The organism is Pseudomonas canadensis, assembly GCF_030980095.1.
GTDB lineage: Bacteria > Pseudomonadota > Gammaproteobacteria > Pseudomonadales > Pseudomonadaceae > Aquipseudomonas > Aquipseudomonas canadensis.
Window position 1 is genome coordinate 4,990,526 of record NZ_CP133298.1, and the last position, 24,940, is coordinate 5,015,465.

A 24,940-nucleotide genomic window follows, 5' to 3' on the forward strand; every position below is an offset into this window, starting at 1 on the left:
TGTTTTTTGTGGGATGACCGGAGTCTAAACAAGGGCGAGGTGGCGGCAAGTAACGAAGGGGATGGGAAATGTCACCAAGTGGTGACATTTCCATCGCCGCGTTATTGGCCGAGAGGGGTGATCTTCGCCGGCGCGTTAAGTTGCTGGTTCAGGTTCTGCACCTGGCTTTGCAAGGTCGTGATGTTGCGCGTGGTCTGGATGCGGAACACGTCGAACTCTTTATTGGTCGGAGCATCGCTGTTGGCCGGCTGGTTCTCCTGGGCGCTCTTGAGCACCACAAGGTCCTGCTCTATACGTGCAATGGCGGCACTCGGGTTGCCCTGTTTCTTCAAGGCGGCCACGTCAGCGGAAAGCTCTTTGATTTCACTATCACGCTTGCCGACATCACCTTGCGACGCTTTAAGTGTCGCCACGGCGTCGGTCAGCGCCTGGACCTGGCCCTGCAGCTTGCTGTTGGCATTGGACAGGTCGGTGGTGCTGGCGGTCATTTGCGCCAGACGCTTATCCAACTCGGTGGCTTGCCCGGCCACGCCGACTTGCTGCTTGCCCTGCTCCAGCAACTGGTTTTCAAGCTGCTTGATCTGCAGTTTCAGCGCTTCACTGCCATTGTTGACGCTGGCCTCACTGGCCACCACCTTGCCGGAAATGTCCTGCAGGCGCCCCGCCGCTTCCTCGCTGATGCGCGCGAAGCTTTCCTGGGTGGCCACCAACTGCTGGCCCATCAGGGAGATCTGCTGGAAGCTCCACCAGGCCAGGCCCGCAAAGGCGATCAGCAGCGCGCCGATCAAGGCCCACAATGGCCCGGTGCTGGCGCTCTTGACCTTGACCACCTTGGTGTTGCGCGAGCGCACCGAGGTGGCTGGGGTGGATTCGAAATCATCGTCATCCCCGATATCGGCCCGCAGGCTGGGAACGTTGTCGAAGTCGTCTTTAGCATCGTTGCGCATGTATCAACCCTGAATCGGTGAAGTGGCGAGCGACGGGAGTATAAACCGCGTTCCCGGCGCACTGATCGACTCGGAACGCCGGATTCGGTTCCCGAAGTGTTGCCGCTTGTGTGCTTACTTGACCCCCGGATCCTGGGCTTTCCACCAACTGCAGAACTCGTCCAGGGCAGTCCACAGGCTGACTTTGGGCTCGTAGTCCAGATAATGCCTGGCGCGGCTGATGTCGAGGGTGAAATCTTTGTTCATCACTTGCATGCCCAGGCGCGACAGCGACGGCTCCGGACGCCCGGGCCACATCGCGCAAAACGCCTCGTTGAGCGCCGCCACGCTGTAGGACAAACCGTAGGACCGATACCGCGTCACCTGCGGCAGCTCCATTTGACGCATCACGTAGTTCACCACATCCCACACCGGCACCGGCGCACCGTTGCTGATGTTGTAGGCCCTGCCCAGTGCCGAGCCCGGCGCGAGCAAACTGCTGAGCAAGGCTTCGTTGAGGTTGTGCACGCTGGTGAAATCGACCTTGTTCAGGCCGTTGCCGACGATGGCCAGGCGGTTCTTGCGCTGCATGTTCAACAGGCGCGGGAAGATGCTCATGTCGCCGGCGCCCGTGACGAATCGCGGACGCAGGGCAATCACTTCGAGGCCGAATTCCTGGGCACCGAACACCTTTTGCTCGGCCAGGTATTTGGTGGCGGCATAAGGGTGCTTGAAGCGCTTGGGCACTTGCTCTTCGGTCAGGCCCAGGTGGTCGCGGCCGTCAAAGTAGATGGAGGGCGATGACAAATGCACCAAACGCCCGACGTGCTGCTTGAGGCAGGCTTCGACGACGTTCTCGGTGACCAGCACGTTGCCTTGATGAAAATCCTGATACTTGCCCCATAGGCCGACGGCGCCAGCGCAATGCACCACGGCTTCAACATCACGGCACAGGTCGCGTACCAGGTCGGCGTCCTTCAGATCACCCTGGATAAACTCGGCGCCGCGCCTGACCAGGTGCTCCACACCTTCGGCACGTCGCCCGTTGACCCGCACGTCCAGGCCCTGCTCCAGGGCGAAACGCGCAAAGCGTCCGCCAATGAAGCCGCTTGCGCCGGTGACCAGAATCTTCATGTATTACCCCATGTTCTTTCGTTTTTCATCGCTGTTGCCTTGACGCGCGCCATCACTCCAACGGCACCAACCATTGACCACAGGCCTGGGCCAGATGATCGGTCAACAAGCCCAACAGTTGCCCGCCACTGCGCCAATGATGCCAGTACAACGGCACATCGATGGGCTTATCTGGCAATAACTCGACCAATATGCCCTTTTCCAACTGGTCGCGAACCTGCAATTCCGGCACCAGCCCCCACCCCAGGCCCGCCTCCGTCAAGCGGATGAAGCCTTCGGACGATGGGCATAAATGATGCTCGAAACCGCCGTCCACGCCGAGGGATGCCAGGTAGCGGTGCTGCAGGAAATCATCCGGCCCGAACACCAATGCCGGGGTGCGCGCCAGTTGATCCGCCCGTACGCCCTGGGGAAAGTGCCGGGCGATAAAGGCCGGACTGGCCAGCGCGCGATAGCGCATGGCACCCAGCAACAGGCTGCGCGCGCCCGCCACCGGACGCTCGCTGGCGCAGATACAAGCCGCTACTTCACCCGCGCGCATGCGTTTGAGACCGACGGTCTGGTCTTCCACGACCAAATCCAGCAGCAGATGCTGCTCAGCGCAAAACCCACTGACGGCCTCGGCCCACCACGTGGCGAGGCTGTCGGCGTTCAACGCGATGCGCAGGCGTTCGGGCATGCCCTCTTCATCCAGCGCTGGCACCTGGCTTTGCAGGTCACGCTCCAGCAGGCGCACCTGTTGCACATGATTGAGCAGGCGCCGGCCGATATCGGTGGGCGTCGGCGGTGTGGCCCGCACCAATACCGGCTGGCCAATGCGCGCCTCCAGCAACTTGATGCGCTGGGAGATTGCCGACTGCGACAGTCCCAGCACTTGTGCGGCGCGTTCGAAGCCGGCCTGTTCCACCACTGCCGCCAAGGCAGAGAGCAATTTATAGTCGAACATCAGTTTCTCTAATGAGCGATCAGCAATATTGGTTTTTCTTATACAGCCTGCACCCTGAGAATAGCCAGCATCGCTTCTCTCTTTATAAGGAACCTCCCATGGCTGGCGAAATCGCCCTGGCAACCCTGCTGCGCAGCATGAGCCCCCAGCTCAACGACGGCGACTACGTGTTCTGCACCGTGCCCGACAACCGCATCCCGGCTGGCTGCGAGGTGATCGGCAGCTTTCGCGAGCAGGAAGGCCTGACCCTGATCGTTGAACGTCAACAAGCGGAACAGGCCGGCCTGGCGTTTGACTACGTCGCCGCGTGGATCACCTTGAACGTGCATTCGGCCCTGGAAGCCGTAGGCCTCACCGCCGCTTTCGCCAGTGCGCTGGGCCAGGCCGGCATCAGTTGCAATGTAATTGCCGGCTATTACCACGACCACCTGTTCGTCGGGCGTGCCGATGCCGAGCGCGCCCTGCAGGTGTTGCGGCAACTGGCAGCAGACGCGGAGTAAATGCTATGTGGCAGAGTTATCTGAATGGTTTGCTGGTGGCGCTGGGCCTGATCATGGCCATCGGCACTCAGAATGCCTTTGTGCTGGCGCAAAGCCTGCGCCGCGAACATCACCTGCCCGTCGCCGCGCTATGCGTGGTGTGTGATGCCTTGCTGGTCGCCGCAGGGGTGTTCGGCCTGGCGACGGTGCTGGCGCAAAGCCCGGTGCTGCTGGCGGTGGCACGTTGGGGCGGCGCGGCATTCCTGATCTGGTACGGCGCCTGCGCACTGCGCCGGGCGTTTTCGAAACAAAGCCTGGACCAAGACGACAATCTCAAGGTGCGCTCACTGCGCGCGGTGCTGCTGAGCGCACTGGCCGTGACCTTGCTCAACCCGCACGTGTACCTGGACACCGTGTTGCTGATCGGCTCACTCGGCGCCCAACAGACCGAGCCCGGCGCCTACGTGGCCGGTGCCGCCAGCGCGTCGTTCCTGTGGTTCGCCACCCTGGCACTCGGCGCAGCGTGGCTGGCCCCCTGGCTGGCACGCCCGGCCACGTGGCGTTTGCTCGACCTGTTGGTGGCCGCGATGATGTTCAGCGTGGCCTATCAACTGATCACCGCCTGAGGAATATTCCAAAACGCTCTGGAACCTCTATCCCACACAGTTGTTGCGTGGTTTTGCCGCACCCCCGGTGCTATGATCCGGACCCTGCGCCGCAAAGAGTACAAACTCCCCGGCGCTTGTTTGGCCGCCCGTGATCGGCCTTGCGCTCACCGCAACTGACCTGATTAGGAGAATCATCATGGCTTTCGAATTGCCGCCGCTGCCCTACGCACACGATGCCCTGCAGCCGCACATCTCCAAGGAAACCTTGGAATATCACCACGACAAGCATCACAACACCTACGTCGTGAACCTGAACAACCTGGTGCCAGGCACCGAGTTCGAAGGCAAGACCCTGGAAGAGATCGTCAAATCCTCTTCGGGCGGCATCTTCAACAACGCCGCTCAGGTCTGGAACCACACTTTCTACTGGAACTGCCTGGCGCCAAACGCCGGCGGCCAACCAACCGGCGCATTGGCTGAAGCTATCAACGCCGCGTTCGGTTCGTTCGACAAGTTCAAGGAAGAGTTCACCAAAACCTCCGTCGGCACCTTCGGTTCCGGTTGGGGCTGGCTGGTGAAAAAGGCTGACGGTTCCCTGGCACTGGCCAGCACCATCGGCGCCGGCAACCCGCTGACCAACGGCGACACCCCGCTGCTGACCTGCGACGTGTGGGAACATGCCTACTACATCGACTACCGCAACGTGCGTCCAAAGTATGTGGAAGCGTTCTGGAACCTGGTCAACTGGAAGTTCGTGGCTGAGCAGTTCGAAGGCAAGACCTTCACTGCCTAAGCACTGCTTGCAGTAAAAAAGAGCCCGGCGAATGCCGGGCTTTTTCATGCGCCATGGAACCGAGTGACAAGCCTTGGCCACGCAGTCTCTGGAGAGGAATCAGCCTTTCTTATCTGTCGGAGAAATCACCATGACCATTGGCGCACTCGCAGCTCTGCCTATCGTTGGCGACCTCGTCAAAACCGCTGGCGACATCACCAAGTCCCTCGCACCGCTGGCCCAACCCTTTGCTGACGTCGCAGCCAAGGCTTTGGGCAAGATGCTTGACCAGACTTTCGAACCCACCCAGAAATCGGTGGATTTTTCGAACACACAGGAAATCGGAAAACGCACGCTGACGTTCTAAACGACCCGTCGCTGCGGCCTCGTAACGGGCAGGCGGACAGCAATCCGCCTCGCCTCCCGCTTCAAACCCGGTTTTACCCCAATGTTCCTTTGACTGCCCTCACCAGATTGCCAATACTCATGGCATATTGAGGCTACCCGCATGGAACAAGGAATGACCCTTTGAAGCTGGAACTCAAGAACAGCTTGTCGGTGAAGTTGCTACGGGTTGTGCTGCTGTCGGCATTGATCGTGGGCGTAGCGCTGAGCGTGGCGCAGATCGTTTTCGATGCCTACAAGACGCGCCAGGCCGTAGCCGGCGATGCCCAGCGCATCCTCGACATGTTTCGCGACCCCTCGACCCAGGCCGTCTACAGCCTGGACCGCGAGATGGGCATGCAAGTGATTGAGGGCCTGTTCCAGGATGACGCCGTGCGCATGGCGTCCATCGGCCATCCCAATGAGACCATGCTGGCCGAAAAAAGCCGCGCCCTGCAGCAATCGTCCAGCCGTTGGTTGACCGATCTGATACTCGGCCAGGAACGCACATTCACCACCGCTTTGGTCGGCAAAGGCCCCTACAGCGAGTATTACGGCGACCTGAGCATCACCCTTGACACGGCCACCTACGGCAAGGGGTTTATTGTCAGTTCGGTGATCATCTTTATTTCCGGGGTGTTGCGCGCGCTGGCGATGGGGCTGGTGCTGTACCTGGTCTACCACTGGCTGCTGACCAAGCCGCTGTCACGGATCATCGAGCACCTGACCTCCATCAACCCCGACCGGCCCAGCGAACACAAGATCCCGCAGCTCAAGGGCCACGAGCGCAACGAACTGGGGTTGTGGATCAATACTGCCAATCAGTTGCTTGAATCCATCGAACGCAATACCCATCTGCGCCATGAAGCTGAAAGCAGCCTGCTGCGCATGGCGCAGTACGATTTCCTGACTGGCCTGCCGAACCGCCAAAAGCTACAGGAGCAGTTGGACAAGATCCTTATCGACGCCGGCCGCCGCCAGCGCCGTGTGGCTGTGCTGTGTGTGGGGCTGGACGACTTCAAAAGTGTCAACGAGCAGTTCACCTACCAGGCTGGCGACAAACTGCTATTGGCGTTGGCTGACCGCTTGCGCGCCCACAGCGGTCGCCTTGGCGCACTGGCCCGATTGGGCGGCGACCAGTTCGCCCTGGTGCAGGCCGATATCGACCAGCCCTACGAGGCCGCCGAACTGGCGCAAAGCATCCTCGATGACCTGGAAGCGGAATTCGCTCTCGACCACGAAGGCATCCGCCTGCGCGCCACGATCGGTATCACCCTGTTCCCGGAAGACGGCGACAGCACCGAAAAGCTGCTGCAGAAAGCCGAGCAGACCATGACCCTCGCCAAGACCCGCTCGCGCAATCGCTATCAGTTCTATATCGCCAGCGTTGACAGCGAAATGCGCCGTCGCCGTGAGCTGGAAAAAGACCTGCGCGACGCCCTCAGCCGCGACCAGTTCCACCTGGTGTACCAGCCGCAGATCAGCTACCGCGATCATCATGTGGTCGGCGTGGAAGCGCTGATCCGCTGGCAGCACCCGGAACACGGCCTGGTGCCGCCGGATCTGTTTATCCCCTTGGCCGAGCAGAACGGCACTATCATCCCGATTGGCGAATGGGTGCTGGACCAGGCCTGCCGACAGCTACGCGAATGGCACGACCTGGGTTTCACCGAGCTGCGCATGGCGGTCAACCTGTCCACCGTGCAGTTACACCACAGCGAGTTGCCGCGGGTGGTCAACAACCTGATGCAGATCTACCGCCTGCCACCGCGCAGCCTGGAACTGGAAGTCACCGAGACCGGCCTGATGGAAGACATCAGCACCGCCGCTCAGCACCTGCTGAGCCTGCGCCGTTCCGGAGCATTGATTGCGATTGATGACTTCGGCACCGGCTACTCATCCCTCAGCTATCTAAAAAGCCTACCTCTGGACAAGATCAAGATCGACAAGAGCTTCGTGCAGGACCTGCTGGATGATGATGACGACGCCACCATCGTGCGGGCGATCATCCAACTGGGCAAAAGCCTGGGCATGCAAGTGATCGCCGAAGGCGTGGAAACCGCCGAGCAGGAGGCCTATATCATCTCCGAAGGCTGCCATGAAGGTCAGGGTTACCACTACAGCAAACCCTTGCCGGCGCGAGAGCTGGCGGCGTTCTTGAAGCAGTCGGAGCGCAACAACGCCGCAATTCTTTGACCCGGTAAACCGATACTGAATATTTCCCGCGTTTAACCCTTTACACAAAATGCAAATCTTTCGCATTATGTCGCAGTTTTTGCGCTCCCCCGCGCGCCCCATCAACAACCGAAGCAGGATGTTCGCCATGATTCGTATGCCCCTGGCCACCGCCAGTCTGCTGGCCATTGCCATTTCTCTCGCCGGTTGCGGCGAAGGTAAAGACAAGGCCGCAGCGCCCCAGGCGCCGACCCCGGCTGCCAGCACTACCGCTCCAGCGGCTGCCACGCCTGCCGGCCAGGTCGACGAAGCCGCCGCCAAGGCCGTGGTCGCGCATTACGCTGACATGGTGTTCGCGGTCTACAGCGATGCCGAGTCCACCGCGAAAACCCTGCAAACCGCGATCGACGCATTCCTTGCCAAGCCGAACGACGAAACCCTGAAAGCCGCGCGCACCGCCTGGATTGCCGCTCGCGTTCCTTACCTGCAGAGCGAAGTGTTCCGCTTCGGCAACACCATCATCGACGACTGGGAAGGCCAGGTGAACGCATGGCCGCTGGACGAAGGCCTGATCGACTACGTCGACAAGTCCTACGAACACGCCTTGGGTAACCCAGGTGCTACCGCTAACATCATCGCCAACAATGAAATCCAGGTCGGCGAAGACAAGGTCGACGTGAAAGACATCACCCCGGAAAAACTCGCCAGCCTCAACGAGCTGGGCGGTTCCGAGGCCAACGTCGCCACCGGCTACCACGCTATCGAATTCCTGCTCTGGGGCCAGGACCTGAACGGCACCGGCCCAGGTGCCGGCAACCGTCCTGCGTCGGACTACCTGACCGGCGACGGCGCCACCGGCGGCCACAACGAGCGTCGCCGCGCCTACCTGAGCGCTGTGACCCAACTGCTGGTCAGTGACCTGGAAGAAATGGTCGGCAACTGGAAACCCAACGTCGAAGACAACTACCGCGCCACCCTGGAGGCAGAACCTGCCACCGACGGCCTGCGCAAAATGCTGTTCGGCATGGGCAGCCTGTCCCTGGGCGAACTGGCCGGTGAGCGCATGAAGGTTTCCCTGGAAGCCAACTCGCCGGAAGACGAGCAGGACTGCTTCAGCGACAACACCCACAACTCGCATTTCTACGACGCCAAGGGTATCCGCAACGTCTATTTGGGCGAGTACACCCGCGTCGACGGCACCAAAATGACCGGCGCCAGCCTGTCATCCCTGGTGGCCAAGGCCGACCCGGCTGCCGATACCGCATTGAAAGCGGACCTGGCAGCGACTGAAGCGAAGATCCAAGTCATGGTTGACCACGCCAACAAGGGTGAGCACTACGACCAATTGATCGCTGCTGGTAACGATGCCGGCAATCAGATCGTCCGTGACGCCATCGCGGCACTGGTCAAGCAGACCGGTTCGATCGAAGCCGCTGCGGGCAAGCTGGGCATCAGCGACCTGAACCCGGACAGCGCTGATCACGAGTTCTGATCAGTACGCAATTAAATGAGGCGACCTTCGGGTCGCCTTTTTTGTGCGCGGATGTCGACAATCAATCAGACACAACACAATCCATGTGGGAGCGGGCTTGCTCGCGAATGCGGTCTATCAGATACAAATTCTTCAACTGACACGCCGCCTTCGCGAGCAAGCCCGCTCCCACATTAGACTCACATCGCTTCCAAGCCCCGGTTTACAAGACCTGCACCGCAGGTAGAATGGCGCCACCTCAAACACCCGAGCTCACTTCATGGCGTTGCCGACCCTGCGCATCATCGGTTTCATCATCGGCATCTTCCTGATCACCCTTGCGATCGCGATGGTTGTGCCCATGGCAACCCTGGTGATCTTCGAACGCACCAGCGACCTGCCCTCGTTCCTGTGGGCCAGCATGATCACTTTTATCGCCGGCCTGGCCCTGGTGATTCCCGGTCGTCCCGAGCATGTGCACTTGCGCCCGCGGGACATGTACCTGCTGACCGTTACAAGCTGGGTGGTGGTGTGCATATTCGCCGCGCTGCCCTTTTTGCTGACCCAGCACATCAGCTACACCGACTCGTTTTTCGAAAGCATGTCCGGCATCACCGCCACTGGCTCCACGGTGCTGAGCGGCCTGGATGCCATGTCGCCGGGCATCCTGATGTGGCGTTCACTGCTGCACTGGCTGGGCGGTATCGGCTTTATCGGCATGGCAGTAGCGATCCTGCCGCTGCTGCGCATCGGTGGCATGCGCCTGTTCCAGACCGAATCCTCGGACCGCTCGGAAAAGGTCATGCCCCGCTCGCACATGGTGGCGCGGCTGATCGTAGCGGCCTACGTGGGTATTACCATTCTCGGCAGCCTGGCGTTCTGGTGGGCTGGGATGGGCTTGTTCGATGCGATCAACCACGCGATGTCGGCGATTTCCACCGGTGGGTTCTCCACCTCTGATGAATCCCTGGCGCACTGGAAACAACCGGCGGTGCACTGGGTGGCGGTGGTGGTGATGATCCTCGGCAGTTTGCCGTTCACTTTGTACGTGGCCACATTGCGCGGCAACCGCCGAGCGCTGATCAAGGACCAGCAGGTACAAGGCCTGCTCGGTTTGTTGATCGTGACCTGGCTGGTGCTCGGCACCTGGTACTGGTGGACCACCAACCTGCACTGGCTGGACGCACTGCGTCATGTGGCGCTGAACGTCACGTCGGTGGTGACGACTACAGGTTTTGCACTGGGCGACTACAGCCTGTGGGGCAACTTCTCACTGATGCTGTTCTTCTACCTGGGCTTTATCGGCGGCTGCTCGGGCTCCACGGCGGGCGGGATCAAGATCTTCCGGTTCCAGGTCGCCTATATCCTGCTTAAAGCCAACTTGAACCAGCTGATTCACCCACGTGCGGTGATCAAGCAGAAGTACAACGGCCACCGTCTTGACGAAGAAATCGTACGCTCGATCCTGACCTTTTCGTTCTTCTTCGCCATCACCATCTGCGCCATTGCCCTGGCCTTGTCGCTGCTGGGCCTGGACTGGATGACTGCCTTGACCGGTGCAGCGAGTACTGTCTCGGGCGTAGGCCCGGGCCTGGGCGAAACCATTGGCCCGGCGGGTAATTTCGCCAGCCTGCCGGATGCGGCGAAGTGGATCCTGTCGCTGGGCATGCTGCTCGGCCGGCTGGAGATCATTACGGTCTTTGTTCTGTGCATTCCGGCGTTTTGGCGCCACTGACGCCTGACACTTCCAGCAACCGCGCCCGGTATTCGCCGGGCGTGGCATCAAACCAGCGTCGAAATGCGCGGAAGAAGTTGCTTGGGTCAGCAAAGCCCAGCAGGTAGGCAATTTCCAGCAGGGTCATGCTGGGCTGCGCCAGGTATTGCTCGGCCAGTTCACGGCGAGTGTCGTCGAGCAGGGTCTGGAAGCTGGTGCCCTCCTCCTGCAAGCGCCGCTGCAAGGTGCGCTGGGACAAGTGCAGCGTCTGGGCTACCACTTCACGCTTGGGCTCGCCCTGGGGCAACAGGCGGCACAACACCTGCCGCGCCTTGTGGGTCACGCGGCTTTCCGAAAAGCGCGCCAGGTATTCACCGGCAAAGCGGTCATGCAGCAGGGCCATGGCCTCATTGGCCGTGGGCAATGGCGCGTCCATGTCCGCCTGTTCGAAAATCAGCGCGTCATAGGGCGCGTTGAATTCCAGCGGCGCATGGAAGGCTTGTTTATAGGGTGCCAGGTCCGCCGGTTGCTCACCTTGCAGCACCACTTTTCGAGGCTGCAGCGTGCGACCGGTCAGCCAGCCACACAGGGCCAAGGCACTGGCCAGCGAAGCTTCGGCACTTTGCCGGGTGGGTGGCAGGTGGTCACCGTGTACCGTCAGAATCAGCGCATAACCTTCGGGGACCAATCTGAAACTCAGGTCGGCGCTTTCAGCGATGATCCGCTGGTAGCGCACCAGGCGCATGAAGCCTTCGGCCAGGGTATTGCTGGACATCAACGCATAACCGGCCACATGAAATGACGCCGGGCGCACCACTTTGCCCATATTCAGGCCGATCGCCGGGTTGCCCGACAGCTCCACCGCCCGCTGCCACAGGCGGGTCATGGAATCCTGCGGGAACCGTGCATCGGGGTCGCTCAGGGCGGCGTAGTCGAGGCCGAGCTGCTTGAACAAGGCGCGGCAATCCAGGCCGTCCATTTCCAATGCCTTGACTATCCCCATCGCCCAGCTTGCAGACGTTGTTCGTTCGCTCATGGCGTCTTCTTAATAAAGCAGGCTCAAACGGCAGCCAGGAAGCCAAGGATACTAAAGTGGCATCTATTGTCACTGGCTGTTACCACTGATCACTCTAGACTCAAATAAGCTCCCCGCCGAACATCTGTTGGGCGGTACAACAATCAAAAGGGCCGGTCACCGTGGAAAACGTCAAGCGATTCAACAGCTTTGCTGAGTTCTACCCGTATTACCTGAGCGAACACGCCAACAGCACGTGCCGGCGCCTGCACTTTATCGGCACCACGCTGGTGATCGGCATTTTGGCGTATGCCATTGGCAGAGGTTCGCTTCTCCTGTTGATCGCCTTGCCGATTGCCGGTTACAGCTTTGCCTGGATCGGCCACTTCTTCTTCGAAAAGAACCGCCCAGCGACCTTTCAACACCCGTTCTACAGCCTGTTGGGGGATTTCGTGATGTACCGCGACATGATCCTGGGCAAGGTACCCTTCTAGCCAAACGACCGTTTAAACGATGAAAGTTCATCCATCTGCCGACATTAAAATCTTTTTGTCATTTGCAGTGCTGTATCCTGCCAAGGCTTTTTGAGAGCGCGGAATCACCTGCGATTGAAAAAACAGACCTTGCGAGGAGCGACGACGATGCACGAGATACCTAATCTCCCCTTCCCAAGCCTGCACCCTACAGAGCAGCCAACACCGCAGCAGGCCAGTGACAAACAGCCTGAGGCCAAAGAAGCAAAACCAGTCGACAGCGAAAGCCAGGACTGACGCCGTACCAGACCGTGTGGAAAGCGCAACATTGAGCGCTTTCCACACTGCCTGAATCAATCGAGACGCCCGCCATGACCGATACCCTCCCCGACAACCCGGACACCGCCTTACTCGACGCTGCCTTGCAGATGGTCGAGATCTGGAACCGCCTCAGCGCCGACAAACAAGCGCTGCTGCTCAAGCGCTTCGGCACCCAGGAAAACGCACTGGCCGCCCTGGTCACCACCCAATTGCTCGCCCCTACCCAAGCCTGACGTCTTTCTGAGCTGAGGTTTTTGCGTTTTACCGCCCTGCGCGAGCCAAACCACCGGTATCATTAGCAGCCTATCTTTACCTGCCGCGACAGTGGACCTCTCCCATGCCCGATACCCAGCGCCCCATGGCGGTCACGCTGCAAGTTGTTTCCATCGTGTTGTTCACCTTCATTGGCTACCTGAACATCGGCATTCCCCTCGCCGTATTGCCAGGCTATGTCCACAGTGAACTGGGCTACGGCGCGGTGATTGCCGGCCTGGTGATCAGCGTGCAATACCTGGCCACCCTGCTGAGCCGCCCGTATGCGGGCAAAATCATCGATAACCTGGGCAGTAAGCGCGCCGTGCTGATCGGCCTGGTGGGCTGTGGCCTGAGCGGTGTGTTCATGCTGTTCGCGGCGTGGTTCTCAAGCCTGCCGGCCTTGAGCCTGGGCAGCTTGTTAATCGGCCGCCTGGTCCTTGGCAGCGCGGAAAGCCTGGTGGGCTCGGGCGCCATCGGTTGGGGCATCGGCCGGGTCGGTGCGCAGAACACCGCCAAGGTGATTTCCTGGAACGGTATCGCCAGCTACGGCGCGCTGGCCGTCGGCGCACCACTGGGCGTGTTGCTGGTGAGGCATTTCGGACTGTGGAGCATGGGGGTCAGCATTATCCTGCTGGCCATCGTCGGCCTGCTGCTGGCCTGGAACAAAGTCGCTGCACCGATTGTTGCCGGCGTACGCCTGCCCTTCATGAATGTGCTGGGCCGCGTATTGCCCCACGGTTGCGCCTTGGCGCTGGGTTCCATCGGCTTTGGCACCATCGCCACCTTCATCACCTTGTATTACACCACCCAGCATTGGGATAACGCGGTGTGGGCCCTGAGCCTGTTCGGCGCCAGCTTTATCGGTGCGCGGTTGTTGTTCGGCAACCTGATCAACCGGATCGGCGGTTTTCGCGTGGCGATTGCCTGCTTGTCAGTGGAGATCCTCGGCCTGCTGTTGCTGTGGCTGGCACCGGACGCAAACCTGGCCCTGGCCGGCGCGGCGTTGAGTGGGTTCGGCTTTTCCCTGGTGTTTCCGGCCTTGGGCGTCGAAGCCGTCAACCTGGTGCCAGCCTCCAGCCGCGGCTCGGCGGTGGGCGCCTACTCGCTGTTTATCGATCTTTCACTGGGCATCACCGGACCACTCGCCGGGGCTGTCGCAGCCGGCTTCGGCTTTGCGTCGATCTTCCTGTTCGCCGCGCTTGCCGCCCTCGGTGGTCTGTTGCTGAGCGTGTACCTGTACCGCCAGGCACCCAAGGCCCGTGAGGCGCGTGGCGACTAGAAGTCGACCTTGCCGCGCCCGGCCTTGATACTGCCGCGCTTGGTCTTGGATTCGAGGCGGCGCTTTTTCGACCCCAGGGTCGGCTTGGTCGGGCGGCGTTTCTTCTCCACCTTGGTGGCGCTGAGGATCAATTCCACCAGACGCTCCAACGCATCCGCGCGGTTCTGCTCCTGGGTCCGGTATTGCTGGGCCTTGAGCACCAGCACGCCCTCGCTGGTGATACGACTGTCGCGCAGCGCCAGCAAGCGCTCCTTATAGAACTCCGGCAGCGACGACGCCGGGATGTCAAAACGCAGGTGCACCGCACTCGACACCTTGTTGACGTTCTGCCCACCCGCACCCTGGGCGCGAATGGCGGTCAGCTCAATCTCGGCGTCGGGCAGGTGGACGTTGTTGGAAATCACCAGCATCTTTCAAAAACCTTAAGCAACGGACAAGCCCAACTCAGAAAGCAGCATCGACGCCTGGGCTTTGGAAATCACGGCGCCTTTGAACAGTTTGGCATCATTGAGGCGAAACCCGCTCAAATCCGCACCCCGCAGGTCAGCACCGGCGAAGTTGGCGCCGTTGATGCGGGCGTGGGCCAGGCTGCAATCGATCAGTTCCGCCTTGCGGAAGTCAGCATCCGACAAATCGCTGTCGGAGAAATCCAGGTTATTCAGCACGGTGCGTGCAAACGACAGCCCGGACAGAAAGGCACTGTTGAGCCGGGTTTCGCTGAAACTCAGGCCCAGGGAGGCGCAATGGGTGAAGTTGGCGCCGGTCAACTTGCAGTGTACAAAACTCGCCTGGGACAGCTTGCTGCGCTGCCACCGGGTGTTGTTCAGGTCACAACTGTGGAACTGCGCTTCGAGCAGGTTGGCCGCTTCGAAAATGGCGAGGCTGGCGCGGCAGCTTTTCCATTGGGTGTCTTCCAGGCGCGAACCGAGAAAGGAGGTCTGGACCAGGATGCAGCGTTCGAACACCCAGTGATCCAAGGCCATGCGTGACAGATCGGCGCCGCTCAAATCCACTCCGATCAGACGCAATGGGCCTTTGTGCTGGTCGATCAGACGTTCCAGCTCATCGCGCTGTAAGGCGCCGCCGTCGATGTCGGTGAGTTGCATGGGGTCTCCGGGCACGCTCGAAAAACGAGAGGCGATTCTAACCCGGCCACGCCCACAAAAAACCCGGCATGGCGCCGGGTCTTTGATTTGAAGAAAGGTCCTACTCCAGAACCGTCCCTGTTGTGCTCACCGCCGCTCGGGCCTTGCGCTTATTCTTGATCCCATAACAAACCGCCATAAACGCCACCCACACCGGGATCGCGTACACCGACACCTGGATCCCCGGAATCATCAGCATGATCACCAGGATAAATACCACGAACGCCAGGCATACATAGTTGCCGTACGGGTACCAGAGCGCCTTGAACAACGGCACCTGGCCGGTACGGTTCATGTGTTGGCGGAACTTGAAGTGCGAGAAGCTGATCATCGCCCAGTTGATCACCAATGTGGCCACCACCAGGGACATCAACAGTTCCAACGCGTGTTGCGGGATCAGGTAGTTCATCAACACGGCGACCAGGGTAATCGCCGCCGACGCGAGGATGGAACGCACTGGCACACCGCGCTTGTCGATCTTCGCCAGGGCCTTGGGCGCGTCGCCCTGCTCGGCCATGCCCAGCAGCATACGGCTGTTGCAGTAGGTGCCACTGTTGTACACCGACAGCGCCGCCGTCAGGACCACGAAGTTGAGGATATGCGCAGCGGTGTTGCTGCCCAGCATCGAGAACACTTGCACGAACGGGCTGCCGCTGTAGGCATCACCGGAGGCGTTGAGGGTGGTCAACAGGCTGTCCCATGGGGTCAGCGACAGCAGCACGACCAGAGCACCGATGTAGAAGATCAGGATGCGGTAGATCACCTGGTTGATCGCTTTTGGGATCACCGTGCGTGGCTGGTCCGCTTCAGCGGCGGTAAAGCCGAGCATTTCCAGGCCGCCGAAGGAGAACATGATGATCGCCATGGCCATCACCAGCCCGCCGACGCCATGGGGGAAGAACCCGCCGTGTTCCCACAGGTTGGTCACCGAGGCCTGTGGCCCGCCGCTGCCGCTGACCAGCAGATAGCTGCCCAGGGCGATCATACCGACGATGGCCACCACCTTGATGATGGCGAACCAGAACTCTGCCTCACCGAAAACCTTGACGTTGGCCAGGTTGATCAGGTTGATCAGCACGAAGAAGGCTGCGGCCGAGACCCAGGTCGGAATCTCCGGCCACCAGTAGTGCACGTACTTGCCGACAGCCGTCAGCTCCGACATGCCCACCAGAATGTACAGGATCCAGCAGTTCCAGCCCGACAGGAAGCCGGCGAAACCGCCCCAGTACTTGTGGGCAAAGTGGCTGAAGGAACCGGCGACCGGCTCTTCGACGATCATTTCGCCGAGCTGGCGCATGATCATGAAGGCAATGAAGCCACAAATGGCATAGCCCAGGATCATCGACGGGCCGGCGGATTTGAGCACCCCGGCCGAGCCGAGGAACAAGCCGGTGCCGATGGCGCCACCCAGGGCGATCAACTGGATATGCCGGTTTTTCAGGCCGCGTTTTAGCTCGCCTGAAGAGGAAGGGGGAACACTCATGAAAAGGCTCTCACGCAAGGTTTGATGATGTTGAATGCAGGTTGCTGCCTTGAATTACCGACTCAAGCAGCGCCGCTCAAACCCCAGCGCAGGCACCAGGAGTACAGCGTCTTTCTAACGGTCATGCGTCACCTGTTTGTTTTTATCTGTGACGAAATCGAACCCGTCCGGCTCGTGGCCAGGCGGAGTGATCAGGGCGGGTACACCCCGAGGTCTTGGCCTTTTGCGTGGTTACGCAAGGGGGTCACAGTAAAACGCGGCGGATTGTACACCGCTCGCCAGCTTGAGGGCGCCCTCGAAAGAAGCGTGCGACGATCTGTCAGGTAATCCTTACAGGGCTGGATCGACCAATAATGTCGCCATTTACTCGTAAATTAATCGTTACATCACGGAAAATTAACGTTACAGCCATGATCTCGATAAAAATTGGCGGTAGGAAATTTCCGAAAGATTAGTCGCGCCAGTTCCCTGTATTTATTCAAGAAATAGCCCGCTCAAAAAAACAGAACAAAAAATCCAAATGAAACCGTGTCAATAAAAATTTTGCATTTTGAAACACTCTCTCCTAGGTTCTTCCCACTTGCCAGCGAAGTCCGTTGGCAAGCCGTTCTCAAACAACGTCCTCTAGGAGATACACCATGCAAGCACTGGAAAACGACCTGGAAACCGAACTGCAACTCGACGATTGGTTTGAAGCGCCGACCCATGAGGCCGCCGTTGAAATGATGCAAGCCGATGCCGTTGTGCCCTTCGGCACCGCGATGTGGCCATTCTAAAAACCGGCAGGCATTCGGCAGGTGCCGTGCACGGCACCTGCCCCCTTACCCAAGGCACAGAAGGAAGTACGTCATGGACAAGGCCCGCGCCGTCGAACACTTTCTCTACTACCTCGCGCACCATCCGGCCCTCAATGGCCTGAGTAGCCCCACCGTGCTGCTGGGCCATACCGAGCGCTACGACGCCATCGCCCAGGCGATCACCCACAGCAGCGCCGCCCGCTTCAACTTCCAGGTGCAGCGCCTGGAACTGGCCGCCAGCGACACCCTGGCCGAAGCCATTGAAGCCTGCGACCTGTACCTGTTTCTCTACGATTCCTCGACCTTGCCCAACCCAAGCGCCGAAGGCCCGGACTTTATCCGCGCCCTGCAAGGCGTGATGGCTGAGCACTGGAAAAAGTCCCTGCTGTTCAAGGATTACGGCGACTACTTCTACGACACCTTCAGCGTCGAGCCCCAGCGCATTGCTGACCTCAATGCCACGCTGATCCGGCGCATGTCCCAGGCCACGGTGTTGAGCTTTACCGACAAGCACGGCTCACGCCTGGAAGCGCCGATGAGCAGCATCAAGAAGTGGACCAATATCAACGGCATCGGCAACCACGACCTGGCCCCCGGCGAGATCGCCACCCACAGCGAGGCCATCAATGGCCAGGTGCGGTTTGTCGGCACCTTTCTCAGCACCATCCCGTTCGCACGCAAATATGGCGTGCTGGCGTCACCGCTGGAGCTGTGGATCGAGAACTCGACCATCTGCAGCGTGGCCAGTGACGTGCCGGGGCTGGCGGACGACTTCAATAAGTACCTGAACGCCAACCCGTCGAACCGGCGTGTGGAAGAACTGGGGATTGGCACCAATGAAGGCGTGAAGGACCTGTATGCGCGCAATGCCGGGTTTGAGGAGCGCCATTGTGGGTTGCACCTGGGCCTGGGGGGCGGGCAGAAAGGCAGCCATCACCTGGATTTGATCTTTGCCAGCGGGGTATTGGCGCTCGACGACAAGCCGGTGTTTGATGGCACCTTCGCGTTTTAGAAGCACATCAGGATGACGAGGGCCCCTGTGGGAGCCGGGCTTGCCTGCGATGGCGGTGGATCAGTTGGCATATTTACCCAAAGACCCACCGCCATCGCAGGCAAGCCAGCTCCCACAATTGAATGCATTTCAAATCCAGATCCAAAAAAAAACGCCAACCCGAGGGTTGGCGTTTTTGTGCAGCGCTTAGCGTATCACTGCGGCTTCTTGCGACCAAAACCCGGACGCTGACCCGAACCGGCTGGGGCGCCACGGCGCTTGCCCGATGGCTCGTCCGCGACCAATTTCGGGCCAGGGCGTTTGTTCGCTGCTGGCTTGGCTGGACGCTTGGTGCTGGCGTTGTCCGCTGGGCGCTCGGCTTCACCGCGATTGCTGCGACCACCCGACGGAGCAGGACGCGGCGCACGTGGCGCACGCTCACCTTCCTGGCGCGACGGCGCGGTTGGACGACGCTCACCTTCAATCTGCGGTTCACGGGAAATACGACCGCCGGTCGCCGGTGCATTCAGCGCAGGGCGCAGGGTGCGGGCAACCCGTTCGGTGCGAGCCACAGGGCGCGACGATTTACGCTGCATACGCTCAAGCTTGTCTTTGCTCTTGGCGTTCATCTGCGGCATAGCGACGGGCGTCAGGCCGACTTCGGCGCTGAGAATGTCGACTTCGTACTGGCTCATTTCGCGCCAGCGGCCCATCGGCAGATCGGAGTTGAGGAACACCGGACCGAAACGCACGCGCTTCAGGCGGCTGACCACCAGGCCCTGGGATTCCCACAGGCGACGTACTTCACGGTTACGGCCTTCCATTACCACGCAGTGGTACCAGTGGTTGAAACCTTCACCACCAGGCGCTTGCTTGATGTCGGTGAACTTGGCCGGGCCGTCTTCCAGCACCACGCCAGCCTTCAGGCGCTCGATCATCTCATCATCGACTTCACCACGTACACGCACGGCGTACTCGCGGTCCATCTCGTAGGACGGGTGCATCAGGCGGTTGGCCAGCTCACCGTCAGTGGTGAACATCAACAAGCCGGTGGTGTTGATGTCCAGACGACCGATGTTGATCCAACGGCCTTCCTTCGGCTTAGGCATCTTGTCGAACACGGTCGGACGGCCTTCCGGGTCGTCACGGGTGCAGATCTCACCATCGGGCTTGTTGTACATGATCACGCGGCGCACCGATTCGGCGGCCTCTTCACGCTTGATGACCTTGCCATCGATGGTGATTGCATCGTGCAGGTCGACGCGCTGGCCGAGGGTGGCCTCGACGCCGTTGACCTTGATGCGCTTCTGGGTGATCCAGGCTTCGACGTCGCGGCGCGAGCCCACGCCGATACGCGCCAGCACCTTCTGCAGTTTTTCGCCTGCTGGGCCGATTTCCTGGCTGTCGTTCTGGTCTTTGTCGTTCATCTTAAGCACCTCCCGGTGGGTCGATTCAGGCGTGGCCTGAAGAGTGTTGAAAGCGGGGCTTTGGCCGAATAGCTCGGCAAAGGGTCGCGAATCATACGCGCAAGACGCGCGTTGCGCATCACAGACTAGTCGATAAGCGCCAAGTCATTTGCTTTTCCGCCGACCGGTGGCGCCCAGGGCCAGCAATCGCAGCTCGGCTTCGGCCAGGACGCTGCGCTTGTCGGCTTTGTCGAGTTTCTTCCAGGCGCGGATCTCACGCTTGCTGCGGCCACAACCAACGCAGATGTCATCGCTGAATTTGCAGATGCTGATGCAGGGGTCTTTGGTGGAACTCATGTTTTGTACCTGACACTGGAGATCTAAATGTGGGAGCGTCAGTCTTCGAACTGGCGGCGCTCGGCTTCGATGGCTTCGGCCAGGGCCCGGGCTTCGTCTTCTTCGTCGCTCAAAGGCGGTTGTTCGAGAGCGGCGACGGCGGCGAGGAGTTTTTCGCGGGCCTCAGCAACGCCAAGGATGTCTTCCTCTGGCTCAGGTTCTGCTTCGACTTCAGGCTCAGCCTCAACGTTCGGTTGAGTTTCAGGTTCGGCGACGCCGTCACGCAGCAGGTCGTCGAAGTCAGTCTTGATGCCCTGCTCCATGTCGTCCAATTCCAGCAACAACGTATGAAAACTGGTCTCGTCCTTCGGCTCTTCCGGCTCGGCGCTGGCGTCGGCCAATTCCTGCAGGCTCGCGGGCACCGGCGCGTCGTCGAAATCGAGCACCGGCTCGGCTTCCATCTCGCGCAGTTCGGCCAGCGGCGGCAGGTCGTCGAGGTTTTTCAGGTTGAAATGGTCGAGAAACACCTTGGTGGTGGCGAACATCGCCGGTTTTCCGGGCACGTCGCGGTAGCCGACGATGCGGATCCACTCGCGCTCCAGCAAGGTCTTGACGATATGGCTGTTGACCGCCACGCCCCGCACATCCTCGATCTCGCCCCGGGTGATCGGCTGGCGATAGGCGATCAGCGCCATGGTCTCCAGCATCGCCCGCGAATAACGTTGCGGACGCTCTTCCCACAAACGGCCGACCCAGGGGGAAAACTTCTCACGGATCTGCAGGCGGTAACCCGACGCCACTTCGCGTAATTCAAAGGCGCGGCCATCGCAGGACTTGCGCAGGATCTCCAGCGCCTTCTTGAACACCGGCGGCTCAGGGCGCTCGGCTTCTTCAAAGAGCTCGAACAGGCGTTCCAAAGATTGCGGTTTGCCAGAGGCCAGGAGAAACGCCTCCAGCAGCGGCGCCAGTTCGCGGGGTTCAGTCAGATTCATCGATTCAGCTCTTTATTCGGCTCGCGCCCGCACGTGGATAGCCGCAAAAGGCTCATTCTGGACCAGCTCGACCAACGATTCCTTGACCAATTCAAGGATCGCCATAAAGGTCACCACCACCCCCAGGCGCCCCTCTTCAGCGGTGAACAGCTCGACAAAGGGCACGAAACCGCCGCCCTTGAGGCGTTCCAGCACATCGCTCATGCGCTCGCGGGTCGACAACGCCTCGCGGCTGACCTGGTGGCTTTCAAACATATCGCCACGGCGCAGCACCTCGGCCATGGACATCAGCAATTCTTCCAGGCTCACGTCCGGCAGCAACTTGCGCGCGCGGGCTTCAGGCGCGTCGAGTTTCGGCACTACGACGTCGCGGCCCACGCGGCTCAAGCCGTCGATGCCTTCGGCGGCGGCCTTGAAGCGTTCGTACTCTTGCAGGCGGCGGATCAGTTCGGCGCGCGGGTCATCTTCTTCGGCTTCGACCGTCTCCGAGCGCGGCAGCAGCATGCGCGACTTGATCTCGGCAAGCATGGCGGCCATCACCAGGTACTCGGCGGCCAGTTCCAGGCGCACCGATTGCATCAGCTCGACATAGCCCATGTACTGGCGGGTGATTTCCGCTACCGGGATGTCGAGGATGTTGATGTTCTGCTTGCGAATCAGGTAGAGCAGCAAGTCCAGCGGGCCTTCGAAGGCTTCAAGGAAGACTTCGAGGGCGTCCGGCGGAATGTACAGGTCCAGGGGCATTTCCATGACCGCCTGGCCATACACCATGGCAAACGGCAGTTCCTGCTGGGCGCCCGCCTGGGGATCAACGGTTTCCACGGCTGACATTCAAGCCTCGACCATGAACGGGGCCGGGTCGCCGCAACCCACGCGGATCACCTCGGGTTCGCCGTCGGCCAGGTTGATCACGGTGGAGGCTTTGTTGCCGCCGTAACCGCCGTCGATGATCAGGTCGACGTGCTTTTCCAGCAGGCGGCGCATTTCGTATGGGTCGTACAACGGCTCATCTTCGCCCGGCATGATCAGCGACACGCTCATCAACGGCTCACCCAGCTCTTCGAGCAGCGCCAGAGCAATAGGATGCTCCGGGACTCGCAGGCCGATGGTGCGCTTCTTCGGGTGCAACAGCAGACGCGGCACTTCGCGGGTGGCGTTGAGAATAAAGGTGTAGGGCCCCGGCGTGTGCGCCTTGAGCAGGCGGAAGGTGCCGGTATCGACCTTGGCGAACAGCCCAAGTTGGGACAGATCGCTGCAGATCAGCGCAAAGTTGTGCTTGTCGTCCAACTGGCGCAGGCGTCTTACACGCTCCACCGCGCCCTTGTCGCCGATCTGGCAACCGATGGCGTAGGACGAATCAGTCGGGTAGATCACCACGCCGCCGGCGCGAATGATCTCGACGGCCTGTTTGATCAGGCGCGCCTGGGGGTTTTCCGGATGAATCTGGAAGAATTGACTCACGTGCTCTACCTGTTCAGACGGTGGCAGTAATGGGGTCATGCTTGAATCGCCCCGACAAGAGCGGCAGGTCTTCGGGTACCTGGCGATACTCGCCGATTTCGGACCACCCACCTGGACCATGAAAATCACTGCCGGCACTGACCAGCAGACCAAATTCGCGGGCAAGAATCGCCAGGCTGCCAACCTGTTCGGCGGGTTGATGCCCGTTGACCACTTCGATCGCGTGGCCGCCCGCTCCAATATAGTCGCTGATCAGCTTGCGGCGCTTGCTGCGGGTGAAATCGTAATGCCAAGGATGGGCCAGGCTCACCCAGGCGCCGGAGGCACGCAGGGTCCCGACCGTGTCTTCCAGGGTCGGCCAGTGTTGCTTCACATCGCCCAACTTGCCGGCGCCCAGCCATTTGCGAAAGGCTTCGGCGCGATCTTTGACAAAGCCTTCACGCACCATCCAGTCGGCAAAGTGCGGCCGGGCCGGTGCATTACCGCTGTCGCCCAGTTCCTGCTGGATGGCGCGGGCGCCATCAAGGGCGTTGGGCATGCCTTTGAGGCTGAGCTTGCGACTTATTTCTTCGGACCGCAGCCAGCGGCCATCGTGCAAATCGGCGATGGCCTGCACCAGCGGCGGAGCCTGTTGATCGAAACCGTAGCCGAGCACATGAATGGTGGCGCCGCCCCAGGTGCAGGACAATTCCACGCCGTTGACCAGCTGCATGCCTAGGCTGTGGGCCGCGACCCGGGCCTCGTCGAGACCTTCGAGGGTGTCGTGGTCGGTCAACGCCAGGACTCGCACGCCTTTTTCAAACGCACGCGCGACCAGTACCGCGGGCGCCAGGGCGCCGTCTGAGGCCGTGCTGTGGCAGTGCAAATCAACATTCACGGGGATGTGTAACCTCAAGTCAGCTGGCGCTTTCGCTACCAAGGATGTTTGTTATTATGCCGCCACATCCAGCTTCTGGCTCTTACTGTGAAACAATTCATCGACTTCATCCCGCTGTTGCTGTTTTTCATCGTTACCAAACTCGACCCCAGGGTCATCGATATCGCCGGTCACCCGGTGTCGTTCGGGGGCATCTACAGCGCCACCGCCGTCCTGATCATCAGCTCTATCGTCGTCTATGGCGCTATCTTCATCTCCCAGCGCAAGCTGGAAAAAAGCCAATGGCTCACCCTCATTGCCTGCCTGGTATTCGGCGGACTGACCCTGGCCTTCCACAGCGAAACCTTCCTCAAATGGAAAGCGCCGGTGGTGAACTGGCTGTTCGCGCTGGTCTTTATCGGCAGCCACTTCATTGGTGATCGCCTGCTGATCAAGCGAATCATGGGCCATGCGCTGACCCTGCCGGAGCCGGTGTGGACACGCTTGAACGTGGCCTGGATCGTGTTTTTCCTGTTCTGCGGCGCCGCCAACCTGTTCGTGGCCTTTACCTTCCAGGATTACTGGGTCGACTTCAAAGTGTTCGGCAGCCTGGCCATGACCGTGTTGTTCCTGGTAGGCCAGGGTATCTACCTGTCGCGCCACCTGCATGACGTTGCCCCTACCACGCCTAAAACCGAGGACTGACATGCTCTACGCAATCATTGCCACCGACGTGGCCAACTCGCTGGAAAAACGCCTGAGCGTACGCCCGGCCCATGTCGAGCGCCTCAAGCAGCTGCAGGCCGAAGGCCGTATCGTGCTGGCCGGCCCGCACCCGGCGGTAGACAGCAACGACCCAGGCGATGCGGGTTTCACCGGGAGCCTGATCGTTGCCGAGTTCGCCTCCCTGGCCGATGCCCAGGCCTGGGCCAAGGCTGATCCTTATGTCGCCGCCGGCGTATACGCTGACGTCGTGATCAAGCCGTTCAAGCAAGTCCTGCCTTGATAACGGCCGCGCCGAACCTTATCGGTTCGGCGTACGCCTAATGGCTCATTATTCTCGGTAACCTGCCGACAACGTTCTGAATATTCGTGTGGAATCAGGAGTTCCGATGCGCTTACGTCAGTTGTGTCTGTTGGCAGTGGTAATGATCGGGGCTTCGGCCCACGCTGAAGAAACCTCGAACACCGGCAGTTCCACGCCCCTGTCCTTGAGTGTCGGCGCCCAGATCACCGAGTTGCAGCAACGTTTGAAAGAAAGCGAACGCCAGCGTGAAGAACTGAGCAAGCAACTGCAAAGCGCAGATGCTGCCCGCGAAAGCGCCCAATTGAGTCGCCTTCGCCAAGAGAACCAACGCCTGGCCCAGCAACTCAAAGAGACACAGGGCGGCGCCTTGACCCGCTGGCTGACCGAGCAACAGCAATGGTTCGTCACCGGCGGGGCCGTCGCACTGATCGCCCTGCTGTGCGGGATCTTCGCCAGTGGTGGGCACCGTCGCCGTCGACAATGGCTAAATTGAG

28 protein-coding genes are annotated in these 24,940 nt (G+C 60.4%); 15 read left to right on the forward strand and 13 right to left on the reverse strand.

Annotation, left to right across the window (positions count from 1 at the left end):
• Positions 1-101: 101 nt before the first annotated feature.
• The 3 genes from RB216_RS23180 to RB216_RS23190 form a co-directional block, all read right to left on the reverse strand.
• A complete protein-coding gene (locus RB216_RS23180) occupies positions 102-947 on the reverse strand; it encodes an ATPase (protein WP_308907949.1) in 846 nt (281 codons plus the stop codon).
• A 114-nt stretch (positions 948-1,061) separates the two neighbouring features.
• Complete coding sequence (locus RB216_RS23185; protein ID WP_308907950.1) at positions 1,062-2,060, reverse strand: NAD-dependent epimerase/dehydratase family protein; 999 nt, start codon at positions 2,058-2,060, stop codon at positions 1,062-1,064.
• A 52-nt stretch (positions 2,061-2,112) separates the two neighbouring features.
• Positions 2,113-3,006, reverse strand: a complete 894-nt coding sequence (locus RB216_RS23190; RefSeq protein WP_016975403.1) for a LysR family transcriptional regulator ArgP — start codon at positions 3,004-3,006, stop codon at positions 2,113-2,115.
• A 98-nt stretch (positions 3,007-3,104) separates the two neighbouring features.
• Here RB216_RS23190 and RB216_RS23195 point away from each other — a divergent pair, with 98 nt between their 5' ends.
• The 7 genes from RB216_RS23195 to RB216_RS23225 all read left to right on the forward strand — a co-directional run bounded on the left by RB216_RS23195 (position 3,105) and on the right by RB216_RS23225 (position 10,630).
• Positions 3,105-3,506, forward strand: a complete 402-nt coding sequence (locus tag RB216_RS23195) for an ACT domain-containing protein (RefSeq protein ID WP_028617706.1) — start codon at positions 3,105-3,107, stop codon at positions 3,504-3,506.
• Positions 3,507-3,511: 5 nt separating this feature from the next.
• Positions 3,512-4,111 carry a LysE/ArgO family amino acid transporter gene (locus RB216_RS23200; protein ID WP_308907951.1) on the forward strand — a complete coding sequence of 200 codons (600 nt, stop codon included), beginning with the start codon at positions 3,512-3,514 and terminating at the stop codon, positions 4,109-4,111.
• 178 nt (positions 4,112-4,289) lie between these two features.
• Entirely contained in the window at positions 4,290-4,886 is a 597-nt protein-coding gene (locus RB216_RS23205; protein WP_003175739.1) for a superoxide dismutase, read from the forward strand.
• Positions 4,887-5,016: 130 nt separating this feature from the next.
• Positions 5,017-5,232: a hypothetical protein gene (locus RB216_RS23210; RefSeq protein WP_028617708.1), complete on the forward strand. Its 216-nt coding sequence runs from the start codon at positions 5,017-5,019 to the stop codon at positions 5,230-5,232.
• Between the two features lie 161 nt (positions 5,233-5,393).
• Positions 5,394-7,445 (forward strand): putative bifunctional diguanylate cyclase/phosphodiesterase, encoded by a 2,052-nt coding sequence (locus tag RB216_RS23215; protein ID WP_308907952.1) that lies wholly within the window; start codon positions 5,394-5,396, stop codon positions 7,443-7,445.
• A 127-nt stretch (positions 7,446-7,572) separates the two neighbouring features.
• Positions 7,573-8,916: an imelysin family protein gene (locus RB216_RS23220; RefSeq protein ID WP_028617710.1), complete on the forward strand. Its 1,344-nt coding sequence runs from the start codon at positions 7,573-7,575 to the stop codon at positions 8,914-8,916.
• A 259-nt stretch (positions 8,917-9,175) separates the two neighbouring features.
• The gene (locus RB216_RS23225; protein WP_028617711.1) at positions 9,176-10,630 is read left to right on the forward strand and encodes a TrkH family potassium uptake protein; all 1,455 of its coding nucleotides are present in this window, start codon (positions 9,176-9,178) and stop codon (positions 10,628-10,630) included.
• Here the strand turns inward: RB216_RS23225 and RB216_RS23230 are convergent.
• Positions 10,587-11,645 carry an AraC family transcriptional regulator gene (locus tag RB216_RS23230; RefSeq protein ID WP_028617712.1) on the reverse strand — a complete coding sequence of 353 codons (1,059 nt, stop codon included), beginning with the start codon at positions 11,643-11,645 and terminating at the stop codon, positions 10,587-10,589. The two genes, RB216_RS23225 and RB216_RS23230, sit on opposite strands and share 44 nt — an antisense overlap.
• Positions 11,646-11,806: 161 nt before the next feature.
• Here RB216_RS23230 and RB216_RS23235 point away from each other — a divergent pair, with 161 nt between their 5' ends.
• From RB216_RS23235 to RB216_RS23245, 3 genes are all read left to right on the forward strand, one after another.
• Complete coding sequence (locus tag RB216_RS23235) at positions 11,807-12,118, forward strand: Mpo1-like protein (RefSeq protein ID WP_016975413.1); 312 nt, start codon at positions 11,807-11,809, stop codon at positions 12,116-12,118.
• Positions 12,119-12,468: 350 nt separating this feature from the next.
• A complete protein-coding gene (locus tag RB216_RS23240; RefSeq protein ID WP_028617713.1) occupies positions 12,469-12,651 on the forward strand; it encodes a hypothetical protein in 183 nt (60 codons plus the stop codon).
• A 104-nt stretch (positions 12,652-12,755) separates the two neighbouring features.
• The gene (locus RB216_RS23245) at positions 12,756-13,952 is read left to right on the forward strand and encodes an MFS transporter (protein ID WP_028617714.1); all 1,197 of its coding nucleotides are present in this window, start codon (positions 12,756-12,758) and stop codon (positions 13,950-13,952) included.
• On the opposite strand, the gene arfB is transcribed toward RB216_RS23245, so the two are convergent.
• The 3 genes from arfB to RB216_RS23260 form a co-directional block, all read right to left on the reverse strand.
• Positions 13,949-14,362, reverse strand: a complete 414-nt coding sequence (gene arfB, locus RB216_RS23250; RefSeq protein ID WP_016975416.1) for an alternative ribosome rescue aminoacyl-tRNA hydrolase ArfB — start codon at positions 14,360-14,362, stop codon at positions 13,949-13,951. The two genes, RB216_RS23245 and arfB, sit on opposite strands and share 4 nt — an antisense overlap.
• A 12-nt stretch (positions 14,363-14,374) precedes the next feature.
• Positions 14,375-15,058 (reverse strand): pentapeptide repeat-containing protein, encoded by a 684-nt coding sequence (locus RB216_RS23255; protein ID WP_028617715.1) that lies wholly within the window; start codon positions 15,056-15,058, stop codon positions 14,375-14,377.
• A gap of 100 nt (positions 15,059-15,158) precedes the next feature.
• Positions 15,159-16,580, reverse strand: coding sequence for an amino acid permease (locus RB216_RS23260; RefSeq protein WP_122685484.1), 1,422 nt, complete (start codon positions 16,578-16,580; stop codon positions 15,159-15,161).
• 638 nt (positions 16,581-17,218) lie between these two features.
• On the opposite strand from RB216_RS23260, the gene RB216_RS23265 reads away from it, so the two are divergent.
• Both RB216_RS23265 and RB216_RS23270 read left to right on the forward strand, forming a co-directional pair.
• Positions 17,219-17,356 (forward strand): hypothetical protein, encoded by a 138-nt coding sequence (locus tag RB216_RS23265; protein WP_003175756.1) that lies wholly within the window; start codon positions 17,219-17,221, stop codon positions 17,354-17,356.
• Between the two features lie 73 nt (positions 17,357-17,429).
• Positions 17,430-18,389, forward strand: a complete 960-nt coding sequence (locus tag RB216_RS23270) for a CgnE/CgnB domain-containing protein (protein ID WP_028617717.1) — start codon at positions 17,430-17,432, stop codon at positions 18,387-18,389.
• Positions 18,390-18,583: 194 nt separating this feature from the next.
• Here the strand turns inward: RB216_RS23270 and rluB are convergent, their stop codons facing one another.
• The 6 genes from rluB to RB216_RS23300 all read right to left on the reverse strand — a co-directional run bounded on the left by rluB (position 18,584) and on the right by RB216_RS23300 (position 23,440).
• A complete protein-coding gene (gene rluB, locus RB216_RS23275) occupies positions 18,584-19,795 on the reverse strand; it encodes a 23S rRNA pseudouridine(2605) synthase RluB (RefSeq protein ID WP_068934988.1) in 1,212 nt (403 codons plus the stop codon).
• A gap of 144 nt (positions 19,796-19,939) precedes the next feature.
• Entirely contained in the window at positions 19,940-20,131 is a 192-nt protein-coding gene (locus RB216_RS23280) for a DUF1289 domain-containing protein (protein ID WP_028617718.1), read from the reverse strand.
• A 38-nt stretch (positions 20,132-20,169) separates the two neighbouring features.
• Positions 20,170-21,102, reverse strand: a complete 933-nt coding sequence (scpB, locus tag RB216_RS23285; protein WP_068934990.1) for an SMC-Scp complex subunit ScpB — start codon at positions 21,100-21,102, stop codon at positions 20,170-20,172.
• Positions 21,103-21,114: 12 nt separating this feature from the next.
• Positions 21,115-21,933: a segregation and condensation protein A gene (locus tag RB216_RS23290; protein ID WP_010208145.1), complete on the reverse strand. Its 819-nt coding sequence runs from the start codon at positions 21,931-21,933 to the stop codon at positions 21,115-21,117.
• On the reverse strand, positions 21,934-22,563 hold the full coding sequence (locus RB216_RS23295) for an L-threonylcarbamoyladenylate synthase (RefSeq protein WP_016975422.1): 630 nt from the start codon (positions 22,561-22,563) through the stop codon (positions 21,934-21,936).
• Between the two features lie 13 nt (positions 22,564-22,576).
• Positions 22,577-23,440, reverse strand: coding sequence for a PHP domain-containing protein (locus tag RB216_RS23300; protein WP_028617721.1), 864 nt, complete (start codon positions 23,438-23,440; stop codon positions 22,577-22,579).
• An 87-nt stretch (positions 23,441-23,527) separates the two neighbouring features.
• On the opposite strand from RB216_RS23300, the gene RB216_RS23305 reads away from it, so the two are divergent.
• The 3 genes from RB216_RS23305 (at position 23,528) to RB216_RS23315 (ending at position 24,939) form a co-directional block, all read left to right on the forward strand.
• Positions 23,528-24,124 carry a septation protein A gene (locus tag RB216_RS23305; RefSeq protein WP_028617722.1) on the forward strand — a complete coding sequence of 199 codons (597 nt, stop codon included), beginning with the start codon at positions 23,528-23,530 and terminating at the stop codon, positions 24,122-24,124.
• Between the two features lies 1 nt (position 24,125).
• Positions 24,126-24,425, forward strand: a complete 300-nt coding sequence (locus tag RB216_RS23310) for a YciI family protein (protein WP_015885584.1) — start codon at positions 24,126-24,128, stop codon at positions 24,423-24,425.
• 106 nt (positions 24,426-24,531) lie between these two features.
• Positions 24,532-24,939 (forward strand): SH3 domain-containing protein, encoded by a 408-nt coding sequence (locus tag RB216_RS23315; protein ID WP_028617723.1) that lies wholly within the window; start codon positions 24,532-24,534, stop codon positions 24,937-24,939.
• Position 24,940: the final 1 nt, after the last annotated feature.

Coding starts and splice junctions, on each gene's coding strand:
- RB216_RS23280 (WP_028617718.1), bottom strand. CDS start 20,131: ATGAGTTCCACCAAAGACCCCTGCATCAGCATCTGCAAATTCAGCGAT.
- RB216_RS23185 (WP_308907950.1), bottom strand. CDS start 2,060: ATGAAGATTCTGGTCACCGGCGCAAGCGGCTTCATTGGCGGACGCTTT.
- RB216_RS23255 (WP_028617715.1), bottom strand. CDS start 15,058: ATGCAACTCACCGACATCGACGGCGGCGCCTTACAGCGCGATGAGCTG.
- RB216_RS23180 (WP_308907949.1), bottom strand. CDS start 947: ATGCGCAACGATGCTAAAGACGACTTCGACAACGTTCCCAGCCTGCGG.
- scpB (WP_068934990.1), bottom strand. CDS start 21,102: ATGAATCTGACTGAACCCCGCGAACTGGCGCCGCTGCTGGAGGCGTTT.
- RB216_RS23245 (WP_028617714.1), top strand. CDS start 12,756: ATGCCCGATACCCAGCGCCCCATGGCGGTCACGCTGCAAGTTGTTTCC.
- RB216_RS23225 (WP_028617711.1), top strand. CDS start 9,176: ATGGCGTTGCCGACCCTGCGCATCATCGGTTTCATCATCGGCATCTTC.
- RB216_RS23200 (WP_308907951.1), top strand. CDS start 3,512: ATGTGGCAGAGTTATCTGAATGGTTTGCTGGTGGCGCTGGGCCTGATC.
- RB216_RS23265 (WP_003175756.1), top strand. CDS start 17,219: ATGCAAGCACTGGAAAACGACCTGGAAACCGAACTGCAACTCGACGAT.
- RB216_RS23290 (WP_010208145.1), bottom strand. CDS start 21,933: ATGTCAGCCGTGGAAACCGTTGATCCCCAGGCGGGCGCCCAGCAGGAA.
- RB216_RS23315 (WP_028617723.1), top strand. CDS start 24,532: ATGCGCTTACGTCAGTTGTGTCTGTTGGCAGTGGTAATGATCGGGGCT.
- arfB (WP_016975416.1), bottom strand. CDS start 14,362: ATGCTGGTGATTTCCAACAACGTCCACCTGCCCGACGCCGAGATTGAG.
- RB216_RS23230 (WP_028617712.1), bottom strand. CDS start 11,645: ATGAGCGAACGAACAACGTCTGCAAGCTGGGCGATGGGGATAGTCAAG.
- RB216_RS23220 (WP_028617710.1), top strand. CDS start 7,573: ATGATTCGTATGCCCCTGGCCACCGCCAGTCTGCTGGCCATTGCCATT.
- RB216_RS23260 (WP_122685484.1), bottom strand. CDS start 16,580: ATGAGTGTTCCCCCTTCCTCTTCAGGCGAGCTAAAACGCGGCCTGAAA.
- rluB (WP_068934988.1), bottom strand. CDS start 19,795: ATGAACGACAAAGACCAGAACGACAGCCAGGAAATCGGCCCAGCAGGC.
- RB216_RS23240 (WP_028617713.1), top strand. CDS start 12,469: ATGACCGATACCCTCCCCGACAACCCGGACACCGCCTTACTCGACGCT.
- RB216_RS23205 (WP_003175739.1), top strand. CDS start 4,290: ATGGCTTTCGAATTGCCGCCGCTGCCCTACGCACACGATGCCCTGCAG.
- RB216_RS23195 (WP_028617706.1), top strand. CDS start 3,105: ATGGCTGGCGAAATCGCCCTGGCAACCCTGCTGCGCAGCATGAGCCCC.
- RB216_RS23190 (WP_016975403.1), bottom strand. CDS start 3,006: ATGTTCGACTATAAATTGCTCTCTGCCTTGGCGGCAGTGGTGGAACAG.
- RB216_RS23210 (WP_028617708.1), top strand. CDS start 5,017: ATGACCATTGGCGCACTCGCAGCTCTGCCTATCGTTGGCGACCTCGTC.
- RB216_RS23270 (WP_028617717.1), top strand. CDS start 17,430: ATGGACAAGGCCCGCGCCGTCGAACACTTTCTCTACTACCTCGCGCAC.
- RB216_RS23310 (WP_015885584.1), top strand. CDS start 24,126: ATGCTCTACGCAATCATTGCCACCGACGTGGCCAACTCGCTGGAAAAA.